This window comes from Streptomyces sp. NPDC002680, from assembly GCF_042889145.1.
Lineage (GTDB): Bacteria > Actinomycetota > Actinomycetes > Streptomycetales > Streptomycetaceae > Streptomyces > Streptomyces adonidis.
Map to the genome: position 1 here is coordinate 113,430 of NZ_JBIAQP010000022.1, position 15,310 is coordinate 128,739.

A 15,310-nucleotide genomic window follows, 5' to 3' on the forward strand; every position below is an offset into this window, starting at 1 on the left:
GCAGCCCCGTACCGAGGGGTGGTACGGGGCTGCCCACATGCCGGGACCTTGTTCTGTTCGGTTGTTCGTTTGCTGCGGGGCCGTGGGGGCTTGTCGCGCAGTTCCCCGCGCCCCTATCGGGGCGCTGGCGCGCGCCCGATCCCCTTCGGGCCCGTCAGCTGCGCGCCGCCACCTGCGGGTTGCGGCTCTTCAAGACTCCCCAGCCGGCTCCCAGGGCCGCCGCCCAGCCCGCCATCACGTACAGGCAGACGCGGGAGTCCGCGTCGTAGGCGATGAGGGCCGTGACGAAGAGGAGGAAGGCGATGGCGATCCAGCTGCACACCGAGCCGCCCGGGGCCGGGAAGGAGGAGGCGGGGAGGCGGCCCGCCACCACGCCTCGGCGGTAGAGGACGTGGCTGATCAGGATCATCAGCCAGGTCCAGATGCCGGCGGCGGTGGCGACCGACATCACGTAGCCGAAGGCCTTCTCCGGAACGACGTAGTTGAGGACGACGCCGATGCCCATGAAGGCGACGGAGATCGCGATGCCGAAGGCCGGGGTCTTCGTCGGCGACAGCTTGCTGAAGATCCTGGGGGCCTCGCCGTTGTCCGCGAGGGTGCGGAGCATGCGGCCCGTCGAGTACATGCCCGAGTTGCAGGAGGAGAGGGCCGCCGTCAGGACGACGAAGTTGACGATGCCCGCGCCCGCCGGGATGCCGATCTTCGCGAACGCCTCGACGAACGGGCTGACGCCCGGGGCGAACTCGGTCCACTTCACGACGCAGAGGATGACCGTGAGAGCACCGACGTAGAAGAGGGCGATGCGCCACGGGAGGGTGTTGATGGCCTTGGGGAGGGTCTTTTCGGGGTTCTCGGACTCGCCGGCCGTGACGCCGACCAACTCGACGGCGAGGTAGGCGAACATCACGCCCTGGAGGGTCATCAGGGACGAGCCGATGCCCTTGGGGAAGAAGCCGTCGAAGGCCCAGAGGTTGGAGACGGCGGCCGTGTCACCGGCGGAGCTGAAGCCGAAGGTGAGGACGCCCAGACCGATCACGATCATGCCGATGAGGGCGGTGACCTTGACCATCGAGAACCAGAACTCCAGCTCGCCGAAGACCTTCACGGAGATCAGGTTCACGCCGAAGAGGATCACCAGGAAGACCAGGGCCGTCACCCATTGGGGGACGCCGGGGGCCCAGTAGTTGACGTAGATCGCGGCGGCCGTCAGCTCGGCCATGCCGGTGACCACCCACATCAGCCAGTACGTCCAGCCGGTGAAGTAGCCGAAGAACGGGCCGAGGAACTCCCGCGAGTACTCGGCGAAGGAGCCGGAGACCGGGCGGTAGAGGAGCAGTTCGCCCAGCGCCCGCATGATGAAGAAGACGATCACGCCGGCCAGGGCGTACATGAAGATGAGGCTGGGGCCGGCCTTGGCGATGTTCGCCCCGGCGCCCAGGAAGAGGCCGACGCCGATGGCGCCGCCGATCGCGATCATCTGGACCTGGCGGCTGCCGAGTCCGCGCTCGTATCCCTCTTCGGACGCTGCGGGCGCTTCGGGCGCGTCAGGCGCTTCGGACGTCATGCGTGGTGAACCCTTCTTCCCGGCCCCCCGGACTGATGCAGCGTGAAGATCTATCACGGCCACAGCATTGATCGCCGGGGCGATTTGTGGGGCACACCACAGGAAGAAGCGGTCAAACGGAGCACGGAAGGGACACAGCCGACGGCAGCGGTAACGCGATCGTTATCCGGATTTGAGCGTCCGCTGAGCGAACACAAAACCGCCACAGACCGGGAGATTCCCGTCCCATCTCACGGCATGAGTGTGGAGACGAGCGTCTCCTGCAACCCGCCCAGCCACAGATACGCCATCACCATCGGCTTACGGGGGTCCTCGTCCGGGAGCCGGTAGAGGAGGTCGGTGTCCTCCTCGTCGACGACGTCCAGCCGGGAGCCGATCGCCAGGCGCAGGTCGTTGAGCGTGCCCAGCCACTGCTGGGACTCCTCGTGGGTCAGCTTGAGGACCGCGCCACCGTCACCGGGCGGCGTCAGCGAGTCCAGCGAGCGGATCACCGCGAGGGCGCTCTCGCGCTTGCCGGTGCGCAGGTCGTTCTCGGTGAACCGGCGGAACTCGGCGGCGTGCTCCTTCTCCTCCTGGGCCTGCTCGGGGGAGGACGGTACGTCGACGGGGTCGCCGTAGGCGTCCGGGAACAGGCGCCTGAGCACCGGGTCGGAGGGCGGCTCGCTCGGGCCGTCGGCGAACAGCTCGGCGAGCGGGTCGTCGGGGGCGTCCTCGGCGGGGCCGGGGCCGATCAGCTCCAGGAGCTGGACGGCCAGCGACCGGATGATGGAGATCTCGACGTCGTCGAGCGCGACGGCCGCGCCGCCGCCGGGGAGCGGTTCGAAGTGTCCTGGCATGGAGTGAGTTCGCTACTTCCGGTCCTGCTGGAGGGTGGCCCACAGACCGTAGCCGTGCATGGCCTGCACGTCGCGTTCCATCTCCTCGCGGCTGCCGCTGGAGACGACCGCCCGGCCTTTGTGGTGGACGTCCTTCATGAGCTTGGTGGCCTTGTCCTTCGGGTAGCCGAAGTACGTCTGGAAGACGTACGTCACATAGCTCATGAGGTTGACCGGGTCGTTGTGGACGATGGTGACCCAGGGGACGTCGGGCTCGGGTACGGCGAAGGTCTCCTCCGCCGACTCGGTGCGTTCGATCTCTACGGGAGCGGGTGACGTCACATGCCCATGCTGCCACCAGAAGGGGGTCCCCGGCCAAACGGACCCGGAAATCGTCAAGGTGACGAGATGGGGGTAGCATCCCGTCGTATGAACACAGCGGACCTCGGGCTGCCGGTGGATGTTCCCTCTACGGCGCTCTTCACGGATCACTACGAGCTGACGATGCTCCAGGCCGCCCTGAAGGCGGGCACCGCCGACCGGCGGTCCGTCTTCGAGGTCTTCACCCGGCGGCTGCCGGAGGGCCGCCGCTACGGCGTCGTCGCGGGCACCGGGCGGGTGCTCGACGCGGTGGAGAACTTCCGCTTCGACCCGGACGTCCTCGGCTTCCTGCGCGAGCGCGGGATCGTCAACGAGGAGACCCTCCAGTGGCTGGCCTCGTACCGGTTCGGCGGGGACATCTGGGGCTACCCCGAGGGCGAGGTCTACTTCCCGGGCTCGCCGATCCTCCGCGTCGAGGGCTCCTTCGCGGAGTGCGTGCTGCTGGAGACGGTGATCCTCTCGATCCTCAACCACGACTCCGCGATCGCGGCGGCGGCCTCCCGGATGGCCTCGGCCGCCGGTGACCGCCCGCTGATCGAGATGGGCGCCCGGCGCACCCACGAACTGGCGGCGGTGGCCGCCTCCCGGGCCGCGTACGTCGGCGGTTTCACGTCCACGTCCGACCTGGCCGCCGGTTTCCGCTACGGCATCCCGACCGTCGGGACCAGCGCCCACGCGTTCACCCTGCTGCACGACCGCGAGCGGGACGCCTTCCAGGCCCAGGTGGACTCGCTGGGCCGGAACACGACGCTGCTGGTCGACACGTACGACGTCGCCGAGGCGGTACGGACGGCGGTGGAGGTCGCCGGGCCCGAGCTGGGCGCGGTGCGCATCGACTCCGGGGACCTGCTGCTCGTCGCGCACCGGGTGCGGCAGCAGCTGGACGCGCTCGGCGCGGAGCGGACGCGGATCGTCGTGACCTCGGACCTCGACGAGTACGCGATCGCCTCGCTGGCGGCGGCGCCGGTGGACGCGTACGGGGTCGGTACGCAGCTGGTGACGGGTTCCGGCCACCCGACGTGCTCGATGGTCTACAAGTTGGTGGCCCGCGCGGAGTCGGCGGACCCGAAGGCTCCGCTCGTCCCGGTGGCGAAGAAGGCGAGCGGCGGCAAGACGTCGATCGGGGGCCGGAAGTGGGCGGCCCGCCGACTCGACCGGGACGGGATCGCGGAGGCCGAGGTGATCGGTACGGGGCCGGTGCCCGGGGAGCTGGCGGACCGGCAGCTGCTGGTCGAGCTGGTGAAGGGCGGTGAGGTCGTCGCCCGCGAGCCGCTGGACGTCGTACGGGACCGGCATGCCGCCGCGCGCGCGAATCTGCCGCTGTCGGCGACCCAGCTGTCGCGCGGGGAGGCGGTCATTCCGACGGAGTATCTGCCCGTACCGGCCTGACACCCCCAGTGCACAGGGGCAACGGGCGTCCGCGTGCGCCGGTTGCCCCGAATGCCCCCTCCCGAAGCGGTGCCGAAGTCTCTAGGCTCGGTAGTTCACATATTCACACTGGCCGGGCCCGCACCCCTCCACACCAGTCGAAGGAAGACCGACCATGCGCCGCGCCCTGATCGTCGTCGATGTGCAGAACGACTTCTGCGAAGGAGGCAGTCTCGCGGTGGCCGGGGGTGCCGACGTGGCCGCCGCGATCACCGAGCTGATCGGGCAGGCCCCCGCCGGATACCGCCACGTCGTGGCGACCCGCGACCATCACATCGCCCCCGGCGGTCACTTCGCCGACAACCCCGACTTCCGGCACTCCTGGCCCGCGCACTGTGTGGCCGGCACGGAGGGGGTCGGGTTCCACCCGAACTTCGCCCCGGCGGTCGCCTCCGGGGCGGTCGACGCGGTGTTCGACAAGGGGGCGTACGCGGCGGCGTACAGCGGGTTCGAAGGCGCCGACGAGAACGGCGTCACGCTGGGTGACTGGTTGCGGGCGCGGGAGATCGACGAGGTGGACGTGGTCGGCATCGCGACCGACCACTGCGTGCGGGCCACGGCCCTGGACGCGGCCCGTGAAGGCTTCCGCACACAGGTGCTGCTGGATCTCACGGCAGGGGTGGCCGAGGAGACGACGGAACGGGCGCTGGAGGAGTTGCGAGAGGCGGGGGTGGAACTGTCGGGCAAGCCGGTGGTGTGAGCAGGTTTTCTCCGCCCCCGCCGCCCCTACCCGTCCCATCCTTCTGGGGGCTGCGCCCCCAGACCCCCCTGTCGCGCTGAACGCGCTCGTCCTCGAACGCCGGACGGGCTGGATGGTGCCGGCCGGGTTGGATGGTGTCGGCCGGGCTTGATCTTTCAGCCCAGCCCAGGCATTTCAGCCCGTCCGGCGTTTGAGGACAAAGGGGGGTCTGGGGGCGCAGCCCCCAGGGGACGGGAATGGGTAGGGGCGGCGGGGGCGATTCAGTCGGCCCGGACCAGCCACTTCCCGTCGCGCATCACATCCCTGTCGCGCATCTCGGCGGCCGTTCCCCATGTCTGGATCAGATCCGGGGTGATCTGGAACCAGACGTACGAGGCGTGGTCCTTGCGTGGGTCCCAGCCGTCCTTTGCCGTGAACGCGTCGCCCACACCGGGCGGCAGATTCTCGCGGGTCAGCGTGCGGGCCGTGCCGTGCATCAGGACCACGTCCCGGGTGTGGCCGAAGCAGAGGCGCACCCGGCCCGAGGCGATCAGGTTGCGGCCGGTCGGGTTGGTGTCGCGGGTGGCCAGCCACACCGCCTCGCCGTCCCACCAGAAGGCGAGCGGGACGAGGGTCGGCTCGCCGGTGGCGTCCGCCGTGGCCACCCAGACGTCGATCTCGCTGTCGAGGCGCTCCAGCGCCTCGCGCAGGCGCTGCTCGATGCTGCGGGGTCCGGTGGGGGGAGCGTCAGCTTCTGCCGTCATGCGGCGAGCGTATGGCGTACGCCGGACGGTCACATCCGGCGGTGGGACTAGGTCCCGGGACCGAGGCCCCAGGCACCCACCCAGGCAGCCGTCACGCCCGCGCCGCCGGCCTCCGCAGCAGCGACCTGATCGGATGCCACAGCTCCGTCCGCTCCAGTGCCGTCGGCGGCACGCTGTTGTCCGGGGCCGTGCGCCATATCAGGCCGTCGGGGTGGTGGAGGACCGCCGTGATCTCGTCGGGAGTGGGCGGTGCCGCGTTGCCCCGGAGGTAGACCGCTCGCAGGCCCAGGTTGCGCAGCCGGGTCAGGGCTCGGGCGCGGTTCTGGGCCAGAACCAGGACGCGTACGTCGGACGGGCCCACTGCCACCGTCGGGGCGGTGGGGCTGGGCAGGTTCAACGCCACCACCACGCTGCCACTCGGCAGTCTGCAGAAACCTCCTGCGGCCATGCGGTCACACCCCCCGTGGGACTCGATGTCGGATCGATGTCAATAAGAAAGCCACAGGAGGCACCTAAACACGATCGGCCGCGACCCGCCAGGGGGTCACGGCCGATCACGCTCTGACCTGCGATTATGTGGATTACTTCACCGCGGGGCCCACCTGGACCGAGATCGTGGAGCCGTCGGAGGCCTCCTTGACGATCTTGATCTTGGTGTTGGTGTCAGTGACGTTCACACCCGCCAGCGGGGTCGCCGCGTCGTAGTACGTGGAGGTGTGGTCGTTGAAGGTCGACACGCCCTTCTGGGAGGCGACCTTCGTCAGCACGTCCGCCTTGTGCAGCTTCAGTCCGTCCGTGCGGGACAGGCTGAACGGGGAGTCGTAGGACTGGATGCGGCTGCGCATCAGCGTGCCGTCCGCCCACTTCAGCGGGGTCGGGTGCGCGTCCACCGGGAGGACCAGGCCGACACCCGGGTGCTGGGTGACGTTGTTGTCCTTCTGCGAGGTGTCCCACTTCCAGATCAACAGACCGTTCTGGTACGGGAAGTGCTCGACCCAGGACGGACGGGTCGTCGAGAAGCCGAAGTTGTACGGGCCGACCTTGAGGGTCTTGTCGTACGACACGTACTGGCGGTTCTCGGCGATGTAGTACTGCGGGTAGTCGTCCGTGATGCCCGCGCCGATGCGCGAGAAGCCCTTCGTCGTCCAGGCCGCGTCCGCGCTCTCCGCGTCGTCGGAGAAGACCGTCGCGCCGTCCGCGGTGACCGTGATCTCGTCGGCCGTGAAGCCCTTCTGGGAGACGCCGCCGTCGGAGGTGTAGCGGAAGCGCAGGTCGAACTTCTGGCCCGCGTAGGCGTCCAAGGGGTACGACAGCTTCGCGTACGCGTCGATCGTGCCCGTGAGCGCCGGCTTGCCGCTGCCGTCGCGCGGGATGGCCGCGCCGTCGACCGTGCCGTCGAGGGGCGTGAAGGTGGCGCCGCCGTCGGTGGAGACCTCGGTGTAGAGGTAGTCGTAGTCGGCCTCGATGTCGTACCAGCCGTCCAGGGTCAGGGTGGCCGAGGACTTGCCGGTGAGGTCGACCGAACGGGTCAGCGTGTTGGAGAGGTTGTTGTCGCTGCCGCTCCACCACTGGGTCGCGCCCTGCGCCGGGGTGACGACCTCGGTGGTGACCGTCTTGTCGGGCAGTTCGACGACGAGCGCCTGCGCGTTCTTGGTGTTGTACTCGGCGACGCCCAGCTTGTGGCTGGACTTCGTCGCGGCCTTCGCCGTGTCGTAGTCGAGCCAGCCCAGCTGGAGCTTGTCCCAGGCGTTCATGTCACCGGGCAGGTTGCCGATGTTGTCGCCGCCGGTGCCGAGCCAGGAGCCGGACGACATCAGCGTCCAGAACCCGGTCGAGTTCTCACCGGTGTTGGTGGTGTCGTAGTGGTCCGGCAGACCGAGGTCGTGGCCGAACTCGTGGGCGAAGACGCCGAGTCCGCCGTTCTCGGGCTGGATCGTGTAGTCGCCGACCCAGATGCCGGTGTCGCCGATCTGCGCGCCGCCGAGCAGGTTGCCCGAGGGGCCGGTCGAACCGGCGTCGGTGCCGAACGCGTACCAGCGGTGGGCCCAGATGGCGTCCTCGCCCTGTGCGCCGCCGCCCGCGGACTCGTCCTCACCGGCGTGCACGATCTGGAAGTGGTCGATGTAGCCGTCGGGTTCGTTGAAGTCGCCGTCGCCGTCGAAGTCGTAGCGGTCCCACTGGTCGTACTCGGCCAGCTGCGCCTTGATCTCCGCGTCGGTCGCGCCTGCTGCCTCCTGCGCCGCGACCCATGCGGTGACGCCGTCCTGAACGGCGTACCAGGCACCGTCGTTGGCCAGGTTGGAGCCGTAACGGGCCTCGTTGTAGGGGACCTTGACCCAGTCCGAGACCGTGCCCTCGACCGAGTAGCGGCCCGAGGACTGCTTCTCGTAGTACTTCTTCATCGACTCGACGTTCTTGCCGGTGCCGAAGTACAGCTCCTGGAAGTGCTCGGTGTTGTAGTCCGCCTGCCAGGCCGTGCTGTTGTCCTGCGTGCGGTCCGGCTCGGCTATCTCGTTGTGGAGCGGGCCGACCGTGCCTCCGTAGCGGCTGTCTATCTGGTCGCCGAACTCGACCAGGATGGTGAAGATCTTGTCGGTCTTCTCCCGGCCCAGTTCGACGTACTTGCCCTTGCCCTTGCCGCTCTTGAGCTGCACGACCTGCGAGCCGTCACGGTTCTTCGCCGTGGCCTCACCGGAGATGACCTGGTTGAGGGCTTCCTCGCGCTGGGCCTCCTGGGTCTTGCTGAGCGGGCCGTCGAGGTCGTGCTCCTGCTCGGCGTGCTGCTGCTCCGCCGGGTCGTGCCGGTTGAGCGCCGCCGCGGCGCCCGAGTCGGCCTGCGCGATGGTGTAGGTGGAGAAGGTGGCGGCGGCTGTGGCGAGTGCCACGCCTACGGCCGCCGTTCTGAACGTCCAGGGTCTGCTGGTCACTTGAGGGTCCTCCCCCGCGTCCGTCCGCGCGGAATGGGGGTTCCTGGTTCGGAAGCTGTCCGCGGGCGTTATACGCGTGTAGTCAAGTGACGCAATTTGACTAGAGGTTGAGGAGAAAAGACAGACCTTGACTTGAGCAGGTCAATTGCATTATGCGGACTTGGCGTACGCCTTATGTTCGCTATACGGACATCAGGGGCACGTCCGATCTGTCGCCCACCCGGCGCGCGGGCGCGTCCACTTGGTGGACGCCATGACTCCGTGCGCCCCCTGTGCTCCGGAGCCGTGGGTTAGGTCACGCTTACTGCGCGTTCCACTCGGGCATGCACGCGATTAGAGTCGGTCGGCGGAACGCCGGATGTCCGGTGGAATGCCAGGCCGACACGCTCCCCTCACCCCCGAATCCAACGAGGACTCGATTGCCATGCCTCGTCCGACTCGTCCGACCGCGCCGCGTCCGACCACCGCACAGCTCGCCTACGGTTCGTGCACCGTGATCCTCTCGACGCTCGCCATGCTGCTGCTGTCTCAGACGAGTTCGGGCCCGGGGGTCGCGCTGATCGCCCTCGTGGGACTCGTCCTGGGGCTGCTCGTCGCCATGACCGTGCCCCGCCCCAAGCAGTCCAGGGCGACCTCACAGGTCGTCGCCTCGTCGGCCGCCCCGGCGGCGCCGCGCGAGCGCGTCCCGGTGGAGGCCTCCTCGGCCCACCAGGACTGAACCGCCCGTACGGAAACGGCGGTTGGGCGGACCCGTGTCATGCGGGTCCGCCCAACCGCCGTTTCCGTCCCCGGGGTTGGTCAACGCGTGCTGACCACCACCGTCTTGGCCGCCTTGTCGTGCAGCCCCTGCTTGTACGGCTTGTCGAAGAAGCTCCAGCCGCCCGCGATCGCCGTCCAGATGCAGGCGCAGCAGAACGCGAACGGGATCCACAGCACGAGCGACCGCACGAGCATGGTCTGCACGGAGGGCGTGGCGCCGTTGTCGAGGTTGGCCACCCGGAGCCCGAGCCACTTCTTGCCGAGGGTCTGCCCGGTCCGGGACATCAGGATCGTGTCGTACGCGATGTAGAGCACGGCGGCGATGAGCGACTGGCCGAGCGAGCGGCCGTACTCGATCTTGTCGCTGTCGACCTCGTACTCGTTGACGTTGAAGCCCCAGGTGAGCAGCCAGACGACGATGCCGACGAGGATCATGTCGATGATCCGCGCGAGCACGCGCCGGCCGCTGTCGGCGAGGGGCGGCATACCCGCGAGGGGGTCACCGGCCCCGCCGTACGGATCACCACCACCGGCCCCGTACGGCGAACCGGCACCGCCTCCGTACGGCGAGCCGCCGCCGGCGGGGCCCGATCCGCCGTACGGGTCGCCCGCGCCGTACGACGGAGGCGGTGGCTGCTTCCTGAACGGGTCGTCGTCTTCCGGTGGCTGCTGACCGGCGCCGGGGGGCGGTTCGCTGCTCATGGCCCGAGTCGACCGCGAACCGCCCGCCTCCGCATCCGGCGAGCGGCCGTCCGGGGTATCGAATCCGGTGAGTCGTACGCCGTACCCGGCCGCCCTCTATCTGTACGGGCTCAGCTCGCTGTCCGTACGGGCTCAGCCCGCCACGAAGGTGTGCGCCGCCTTGTCGTGCCAGCACTGGCGCCACGGGCGGTCGAACAGGCACCACAGGACACCCACGACGCCGATGCCGAGGAGTCCGGGGACGCAGTAGACGAGCCAGCGGCGCAGGGCCAGGCCGAACGACGGGGGCTCGTGGCCCTCGATGTCCCGGACCTCCAGGCCGACCAGCTTCTTGCCGAGGGTGCGGCCCCATTTGGCGGTGGGCCACGCCTCGGACAGGATCCCGGCGAGCAGCAGCACGGCGAGCACGATGCCCAGGTACAGCCCGGTCGTGCCGTCCAGCAGCCATACGGTCACGGTCTCGCCGGAGAGCTTGGCCGCGTCGATCTTGCCGGTGATGTGGTCGACGGCCATGGTGCCCAGCGGTACGGCGGCCGTGGCGGTGAGGGCGCCGAGGACCAGCGTGTCCACGAACCGTGCCACGAGCCGCTTGCCGAGGCCCGCCGGACGGGCCGACGCCTGTCTGCGGGCGGCGGCCTGGAACACGTCCTCGACGGGCGGCTTCCAGGGCGCGAGACGCTGCTCCCCGCCCTCCTCGGGCCCGGCCAGGCGGCCCACCTGCTGGGCCCAGGAGGGCTGGCCGCCGCCGGTGCCGGGGGCCATGGGCGCACCGGCGCCGGGACCGGACTGCTGAGGGAGGGCCGGGGTCGCGGGCAGCAGGGCGGGGTTGGCGCCCTGGGCCGCCGCCGCGCGGGCCGCCGCGGCCTTGCCCGCGCCGAAGCCGCCCGAGCCGGTCGCCGGCGCGGGTGCCGTGACCGGGCCCTGCGCGCCCCCCGGCGAGCCCGTGCTCCCCGGCTGCGCGCCGCTCTCCCCGCCCTCGCGCCCCGTGCGCGGGGAGAGCGCGCGGAAGGTCATGGTGCTCTCGGAGGGGACGGGGCCACGGGTGCCGGGAACGCCTCCCTCCGCGCCACCGCCGCCGATGGCGGCGGGTCCGGGGGTGGGCCGGCGGAACACGAACGTGCCCGACTCGGGCACGTCACCGACGTCGTCCGGCTCGGCGGGCGGGATGGTCGCCGTGCCGTCCGTACGGGCCGAGCGCCCGTCCGGCTGGACCGGCGGCTCGTTCGTCACCCGGGGGTCGGCCGCCGGGGAGCCCCAGGAGACCTGGCGGTCCCGGTTTCCGCCGAAGCCGGACTGGTGGGAGCGGTCGGCGCCCCACGCGGACGCCGGTTCGGGCCGGCTGCCGTGCTGGGCCTCCGCGGGGGTCGCCCGGCGCGGCTCGCCGGCCTGCGACCGCGGGTCCTCGTCGAAGAAGTGCGGCCCGGTCTCCTCGACCCGCGCCACGGCCGACGCACCGTCGGACGGCGCCGCCGGACGGCTGGTGCCCGGCACCCAGGCGGTGCCGTTCCAGAACCGGACATATCCAGGAATGGACGGGTCCGGGTAAAACCCTTCGCGGGGCCTGTCGTCACCGGGGGCCGGGGTTGGGGCACTCATGTCCGTCGTCCCGTATCTGCTCGGGGGTCATTTGGGGTGCCCCACATCTATCAGACCGGCGCACTCATCGATGCCCCTCGGGCCCTAGCTACCTCGTTCGTGACAGCTTCTGCCATCTGTCGCGACGGGTCCGACACCGTTGGACACCGTTCGACATCGTTCGCAAGAAACATCTCCGAAAAACTTCCCGGAAACTCGCGTAATGCTGACGCCTCTCCGCCCTCTCTCCTCTTGCGGGCCCGACATGGACCCCGCACGACATGCACGACAGGTTCGACGAGAGAGGAAGTACCGCCATGACGCACGCCATGAACACCGTGGTGGAACGGGAACTGGAGCTGAAACTCATCCTGTCGCCGGAGCGGAGCATCCCCGTCCCGGCGCGGCTCACCTACCGCACCAACGATCCGTTCGCCGTCCACATCGCCTTCCACATCAGCTCCGAGAACCCCGTGAACTGGACGTTCGCCCGCGAACTCCTGGTCGAGGGGGTGTTCCGGCCGTGCGGGCACGGTGACGTACGCGTGTGGCCGACGAAGGTCGACGGGCGCAGCGTCGTCCTGATGGCGCTGAGTTCACCCGACGGAGACGCCCTCCTTGAGGCGCCCGCCGCTCAGGTGTCCGCATGGCTGGAGCGCACCCTCCGGGCGGTCCCCCCGGGCTCTGAGGCCGAGCAGCTCGGTATCGACGACGGCCTCGCCGAGCTGCTCGCACCCACCCCGGCCGACGACCTCTGGCTACGCGACCCGTGGCCCTCGGACGAGTCCCAGGACGGCGAATGACACCAAGGACCAGGTCAGAACAGCTTGCCGGGGTTGAGGATGCCCAGCGGGTCGAAGGTCGCCTTGACCGCCCGCTGCATCTCCATGCCCACCGGGCCCAGCTCGCGCGCCAGCCACTCCTTCTTCAGGATGCCGACGCCGTGCTCCCCGGTGATCGTGCCGCCGAGTTCCAGACCGAAGGCCATGATCTCGTCGAAGGACTCACGGGCCCGCCGGGACTCGTCGGGGTCCTGGGCGTCGAAGCAGACGGTGGGGTGGGTGTTGCCGTCACCTGCATGCGCGCACACCCCGATGGTCAGCTGGTACTTCTCGGCGATGCGCTCGACGCCTTCCAGCAGCTCGGCGAGCCGCGACCGGGGTACGCACACGTCGTCGATCATCGTCGTGCCCTTGACCGCTTCGAGCGCGACCAGACACAACCGCCGCGCCTGGAGCAGGAGTTCGGACTCGGCGGCGTCGTCGGCGGGGACGACCTGGGTGGCTCCGGCCGCCTCGCAGAGCGCGCCGACGGCGGCCAGGTCGGCGGCGGGGTCGAGGGTGTCGAAAGCGCAGAGGAGCAGGGCCTCGGTCGTCTCCGGCAGTCCCATGTTCGCCAGGTCGTTGACGGCCTTGACAGTCGTACGGTCCATCAGTTCGAGGAGGGACGGGACGTGACCGCCCTCCATGATCCGGCACACGGCGTCACAGGCAGCGGCGGCCGACGCGAACTCGGCGGCCAGCACCAGCTGTTGAGGCGGCTGCGGCTTCAAGGCGAGGACCGCCCGTACGACGATGCCGAGCGAGCCCTCCGAGCCGACGAACAGGCGGGTGAGGTCGTACCCGGCGACGCCCTTCGCGGTCCGCCGCCCGGTGGACATGAGCCGCCCGTCGGCGAGGACGACGTCCAGCCCGAGGACGTACTCGGCCGTGACCCCGTACTTCACGCAGCACAGCCCGCCCGACGCGGTGCCGATGTTGCCGCCGATCGTGCACATCTCCCAGCTGGAGGGGTCCGGGGGGTAGTACAGACCGTGTTCGTTGACGGCGCGGGAGAGCGTGGCGTTGATGACGCCGGGCTCGACGACGGCGATGCGGTCGACCGGGCTGATCTCCAGGATCCGGTCCATCTTCACGAGCGACAGCACGATGCAGCCCTCGGACGCGTTGGCCGCGCCCGACAGGCCGGTCCGGGCACCCTGCGGGACGACCGGGACACGCAGTTCGGTGGCGACACGCATGACGTGCTGCACCTGTTCGACCGTGCGCGGCAGGACCACGACGGCCGGGGTACCGGCCTCGCAGAAGCTCGCCATGTCGTTCGCGTAGGCGGACGTGACGTCCGGATCGGTGAGCACCGCCTCGGCCGGCAGCTCCGCGAGCAGCCGGTCCGTGAGGTTGCCCTGGGCTTCGTCGGGTGCGGCTTGGATACGGCTCATGATCACAGCGTCGCACCCGGGGCCATCGGTGTGAACCCCGTCTGCGAGGCGCTTTCGGTACGGGAATCCGGTCGTCGTACTGACGCAGAGTGAGCGCCATGGAGATGGAGAGAGCCCGCGTTCGTGTCCTCCCGCGCCCGCTGATCGCCGCACTCGCGGGGTGTGCGGTACTCGGCGGCGCCCTGATGCTGCTGCCCCTGGACCGGCCCGACTCACCACCGGCGCCGGGCCCGGCGGCCCGGGCGGAACGGGCGGTGACCGGCGGGGCACCCGCCGCGCTGCCCGACCTGGCGGCGCTCATCGGCGACCGCGAGTCGTTCGTACGCACCCATCCGCGTGACGGACAGGCCTGGGCGCAGCTCGGCTCGGCGTACGTGGAGCGCGGGCGGCGGACGTCCGATGCCGCCGACTTCCCGCGGGCGGAACGCGCGCTGCGTACGTCGATCAAGGTGCGCCCGGGCGGGAACGCGGAGGCGTACGGCGGGCTGGCCGCGCTCGCGAACACCCGCCGTGACTTCCCGGCCGCCCGGAAGTGGGGGGAGGCGGCGCTGCGCGAGGCGCCGAAGCGCTGGACGTCGTACCCGCCGCTGCTGGACGCGTACACCGGCCTCGGCGACTACAAGGCGGTCCGGCGGACGCTGGGGCAGATGCAGGGACTGCGTTCCGGGGCGGCGGTACCGGCGGTGCTGGCGCGGACGGCGGGCGTGTACCGGGACCAGGGCCGGCGCGAGGACGCGCAGGCGGCGCTCGCGGACGCGGCGGCACGGGCGGCGACCCCGGCCGAGGAGGCCGAATGGCAGTACCGGGCGGGCGAGTTGGCCTGGGAGCGCGGCGAACCGACCGCCGCCCTGGACCACTTCGAGGCCGCCCTGCGCCTCGACCCCGGCCTGGGCTCCGCGCGGGCGGGCGAGGGACGGGCGTTGGCGGCGCTGGGCCGGTCGACGGAGGCGGTGACCGCCTACCGCGCGGCCCTCGCCATGCAGCCGTCTCCCCAATACGCGCTGGAACTGAGCGAGTTGTACGAGTCCCTGGGCCGCCCGGAGGAGGCACGTGCGCAGTACGCCGTACTGCGGGCCCGGGTCGCGAAGGAGCAAGCGGCCGGTGTGGACGGCGAGTTGCTGCTCGGGCGGTTCGAGGCGGACCACGGGGACGCGGAGTCGGCCGTACGGCGACTGCGGGCGGAGTGGGCGCGGCAGCCCGGCCTCGATGTCGCGGACGCGCTGGCCTGGGCGCTGCACCGGGCGGGGAAGGCCGAGTTGGCGCTCGGCTGGGCCAGGCGGGCGACCGACAGGGAGCACGGCGGCGAGGTGCGCAGCGCGCTGTACGCGTACCACCGGGGCATGATCGAGTGGGAGTTGGGGCTGGCGGGGCCCGCGCGCCGACATCTGGCGGAGGCGTTGCGGATCAACCCGTACTTCTCGCCTGCGGGGGCGGTCGCGGCGAAGGAGGCACTGACCGCGCTGGGTGAGCCGGTGGCGTCCGGCCCACCCAACTGACC

Annotated in this window: 14 protein-coding genes; 5 read left to right on the forward strand and 9 right to left on the reverse strand. The window is 70.5% G+C overall.

Features of this window, described 5'->3' with window-relative positions:
* Positions 1-154: 154 nt before the first annotated feature.
* The 3 genes from ACFYXF_RS42835 to clpS form a co-directional block, all read right to left on the reverse strand.
* Positions 155-1,564: an amino acid permease gene (locus ACFYXF_RS42835; RefSeq protein WP_389358071.1), complete on the reverse strand. Its 1,410-nt coding sequence runs from the start codon at positions 1,562-1,564 to the stop codon at positions 155-157.
* A 230-nt stretch (positions 1,565-1,794) separates the two neighbouring features.
* A complete protein-coding gene (locus ACFYXF_RS42840) occupies positions 1,795-2,400 on the reverse strand; it encodes a DUF2017 domain-containing protein (protein ID WP_389358073.1) in 606 nt (201 codons plus the stop codon).
* Positions 2,401-2,412: 12 nt separating this feature from the next.
* Positions 2,413-2,721 (reverse strand): ATP-dependent Clp protease adapter ClpS, encoded by a 309-nt coding sequence (clpS, locus tag ACFYXF_RS42845; protein ID WP_053741646.1) that lies wholly within the window; start codon positions 2,719-2,721, stop codon positions 2,413-2,415.
* A gap of 87 nt (positions 2,722-2,808) precedes the next feature.
* Between clpS and ACFYXF_RS42850 the strand changes: the two genes are divergently transcribed.
* Together ACFYXF_RS42850 and ACFYXF_RS42855 are read left to right on the forward strand one after the other, a co-directional pair.
* Positions 2,809-4,149, forward strand: coding sequence for a nicotinate phosphoribosyltransferase (locus ACFYXF_RS42850; protein ID WP_389358075.1), 1,341 nt, complete (start codon positions 2,809-2,811; stop codon positions 4,147-4,149).
* 154 nt (positions 4,150-4,303) lie between these two features.
* Positions 4,304-4,888: an isochorismatase family protein gene (locus tag ACFYXF_RS42855; RefSeq protein WP_389358077.1), complete on the forward strand. Its 585-nt coding sequence runs from the start codon at positions 4,304-4,306 to the stop codon at positions 4,886-4,888.
* Between the two features lie 260 nt (positions 4,889-5,148).
* Here ACFYXF_RS42855 and ACFYXF_RS42860 read toward each other — a convergent pair whose 3' ends face one another.
* The 3 genes from ACFYXF_RS42860 to ACFYXF_RS42870 all read right to left on the reverse strand — a co-directional run bounded on the left by ACFYXF_RS42860 (position 5,149) and on the right by ACFYXF_RS42870 (position 8,558).
* Positions 5,149-5,631: a pyridoxamine 5'-phosphate oxidase family protein gene (locus ACFYXF_RS42860; RefSeq protein WP_389358079.1), complete on the reverse strand. Its 483-nt coding sequence runs from the start codon at positions 5,629-5,631 to the stop codon at positions 5,149-5,151.
* Positions 5,632-5,722: 91 nt separating this feature from the next.
* Entirely contained in the window at positions 5,723-6,079 is a 357-nt protein-coding gene (locus tag ACFYXF_RS42865) for a hypothetical protein (RefSeq protein WP_389358081.1), read from the reverse strand.
* A 133-nt stretch (positions 6,080-6,212) separates the two neighbouring features.
* Positions 6,213-8,558 (reverse strand): immune inhibitor A domain-containing protein, encoded by a 2,346-nt coding sequence (locus ACFYXF_RS42870; RefSeq protein WP_389358083.1) that lies wholly within the window; start codon positions 8,556-8,558, stop codon positions 6,213-6,215.
* A 424-nt stretch (positions 8,559-8,982) separates the two neighbouring features.
* Between ACFYXF_RS42870 and ACFYXF_RS42875 the strand changes: the two genes are divergently transcribed.
* Positions 8,983-9,276, forward strand: a complete 294-nt coding sequence (locus ACFYXF_RS42875) for a hypothetical protein (RefSeq protein ID WP_389358085.1) — start codon at positions 8,983-8,985, stop codon at positions 9,274-9,276.
* Positions 9,277-9,356: 80 nt separating this feature from the next.
* On the opposite strand, the gene ACFYXF_RS42880 is transcribed toward ACFYXF_RS42875, so the two are convergent.
* Entirely contained in the window at positions 9,357-10,019 is a 663-nt protein-coding gene (locus ACFYXF_RS42880; RefSeq protein ID WP_389358087.1) for an RDD family protein, read from the reverse strand.
* Between the two features lie 132 nt (positions 10,020-10,151).
* Positions 10,152-11,615 carry an RDD family protein gene (locus ACFYXF_RS42885; protein ID WP_389358089.1) on the reverse strand — a complete coding sequence of 488 codons (1,464 nt, stop codon included), beginning with the start codon at positions 11,613-11,615 and terminating at the stop codon, positions 10,152-10,154.
* A 308-nt stretch (positions 11,616-11,923) separates the two neighbouring features.
* Here ACFYXF_RS42885 and ACFYXF_RS42890 point away from each other — a divergent pair, with 308 nt between their 5' ends.
* Positions 11,924-12,397, forward strand: coding sequence for an SsgA family sporulation/cell division regulator (locus ACFYXF_RS42890; RefSeq protein WP_105974374.1), 474 nt, complete (start codon positions 11,924-11,926; stop codon positions 12,395-12,397).
* 14 nt (positions 12,398-12,411) lie between these two features.
* Here ACFYXF_RS42890 and ACFYXF_RS42895 read toward each other — a convergent pair whose 3' ends face one another.
* Positions 12,412-13,818, reverse strand: coding sequence for an FAD-binding oxidoreductase (locus tag ACFYXF_RS42895; RefSeq protein WP_389358091.1), 1,407 nt, complete (start codon positions 13,816-13,818; stop codon positions 12,412-12,414).
* Between the two features lie 92 nt (positions 13,819-13,910).
* Here ACFYXF_RS42895 and ACFYXF_RS42900 point away from each other — a divergent pair, with 92 nt between their 5' ends.
* Positions 13,911-15,308, forward strand: coding sequence for a tetratricopeptide repeat protein (locus ACFYXF_RS42900; RefSeq protein ID WP_389358093.1), 1,398 nt, complete (start codon positions 13,911-13,913; stop codon positions 15,306-15,308).
* The last annotated feature ends 2 nt before the right edge of the window (positions 15,309-15,310 follow it).

Excerpts from the sequence above, each read along its gene's own strand:
- ACFYXF_RS42835 (WP_389358071.1), bottom strand. The coding sequence starts at position 1,564 with ATGACGTCCGAAGCGCCTGACGCGCCCGAAGCGCCCGCAGCGTCCGAA.
- ACFYXF_RS42840 (WP_389358073.1), bottom strand. The coding sequence starts at position 2,400 with ATGCCAGGACACTTCGAACCGCTCCCCGGCGGCGGCGCGGCCGTCGCG.
- ACFYXF_RS42850 (WP_389358075.1), top strand. The coding sequence starts at position 2,809 with ATGAACACAGCGGACCTCGGGCTGCCGGTGGATGTTCCCTCTACGGCG.
- ACFYXF_RS42855 (WP_389358077.1), top strand. The coding sequence starts at position 4,304 with ATGCGCCGCGCCCTGATCGTCGTCGATGTGCAGAACGACTTCTGCGAA.
- ACFYXF_RS42860 (WP_389358079.1), bottom strand. The coding sequence starts at position 5,631 with ATGACGGCAGAAGCTGACGCTCCCCCCACCGGACCCCGCAGCATCGAG.
- ACFYXF_RS42865 (WP_389358081.1), bottom strand. The coding sequence starts at position 6,079 with ATGGCCGCAGGAGGTTTCTGCAGACTGCCGAGTGGCAGCGTGGTGGTG.
- ACFYXF_RS42875 (WP_389358085.1), top strand. The coding sequence starts at position 8,983 with ATGCCTCGTCCGACTCGTCCGACCGCGCCGCGTCCGACCACCGCACAG.
- ACFYXF_RS42880 (WP_389358087.1), bottom strand. The coding sequence starts at position 10,019 with ATGAGCAGCGAACCGCCCCCCGGCGCCGGTCAGCAGCCACCGGAAGAC.
- ACFYXF_RS42885 (WP_389358089.1), bottom strand. The coding sequence starts at position 11,615 with ATGAGTGCCCCAACCCCGGCCCCCGGTGACGACAGGCCCCGCGAAGGG.
- ACFYXF_RS42890 (WP_105974374.1), top strand. The coding sequence starts at position 11,924 with ATGAACACCGTGGTGGAACGGGAACTGGAGCTGAAACTCATCCTGTCG.
- ACFYXF_RS42900 (WP_389358093.1), top strand. The coding sequence starts at position 13,911 with ATGGAGATGGAGAGAGCCCGCGTTCGTGTCCTCCCGCGCCCGCTGATC.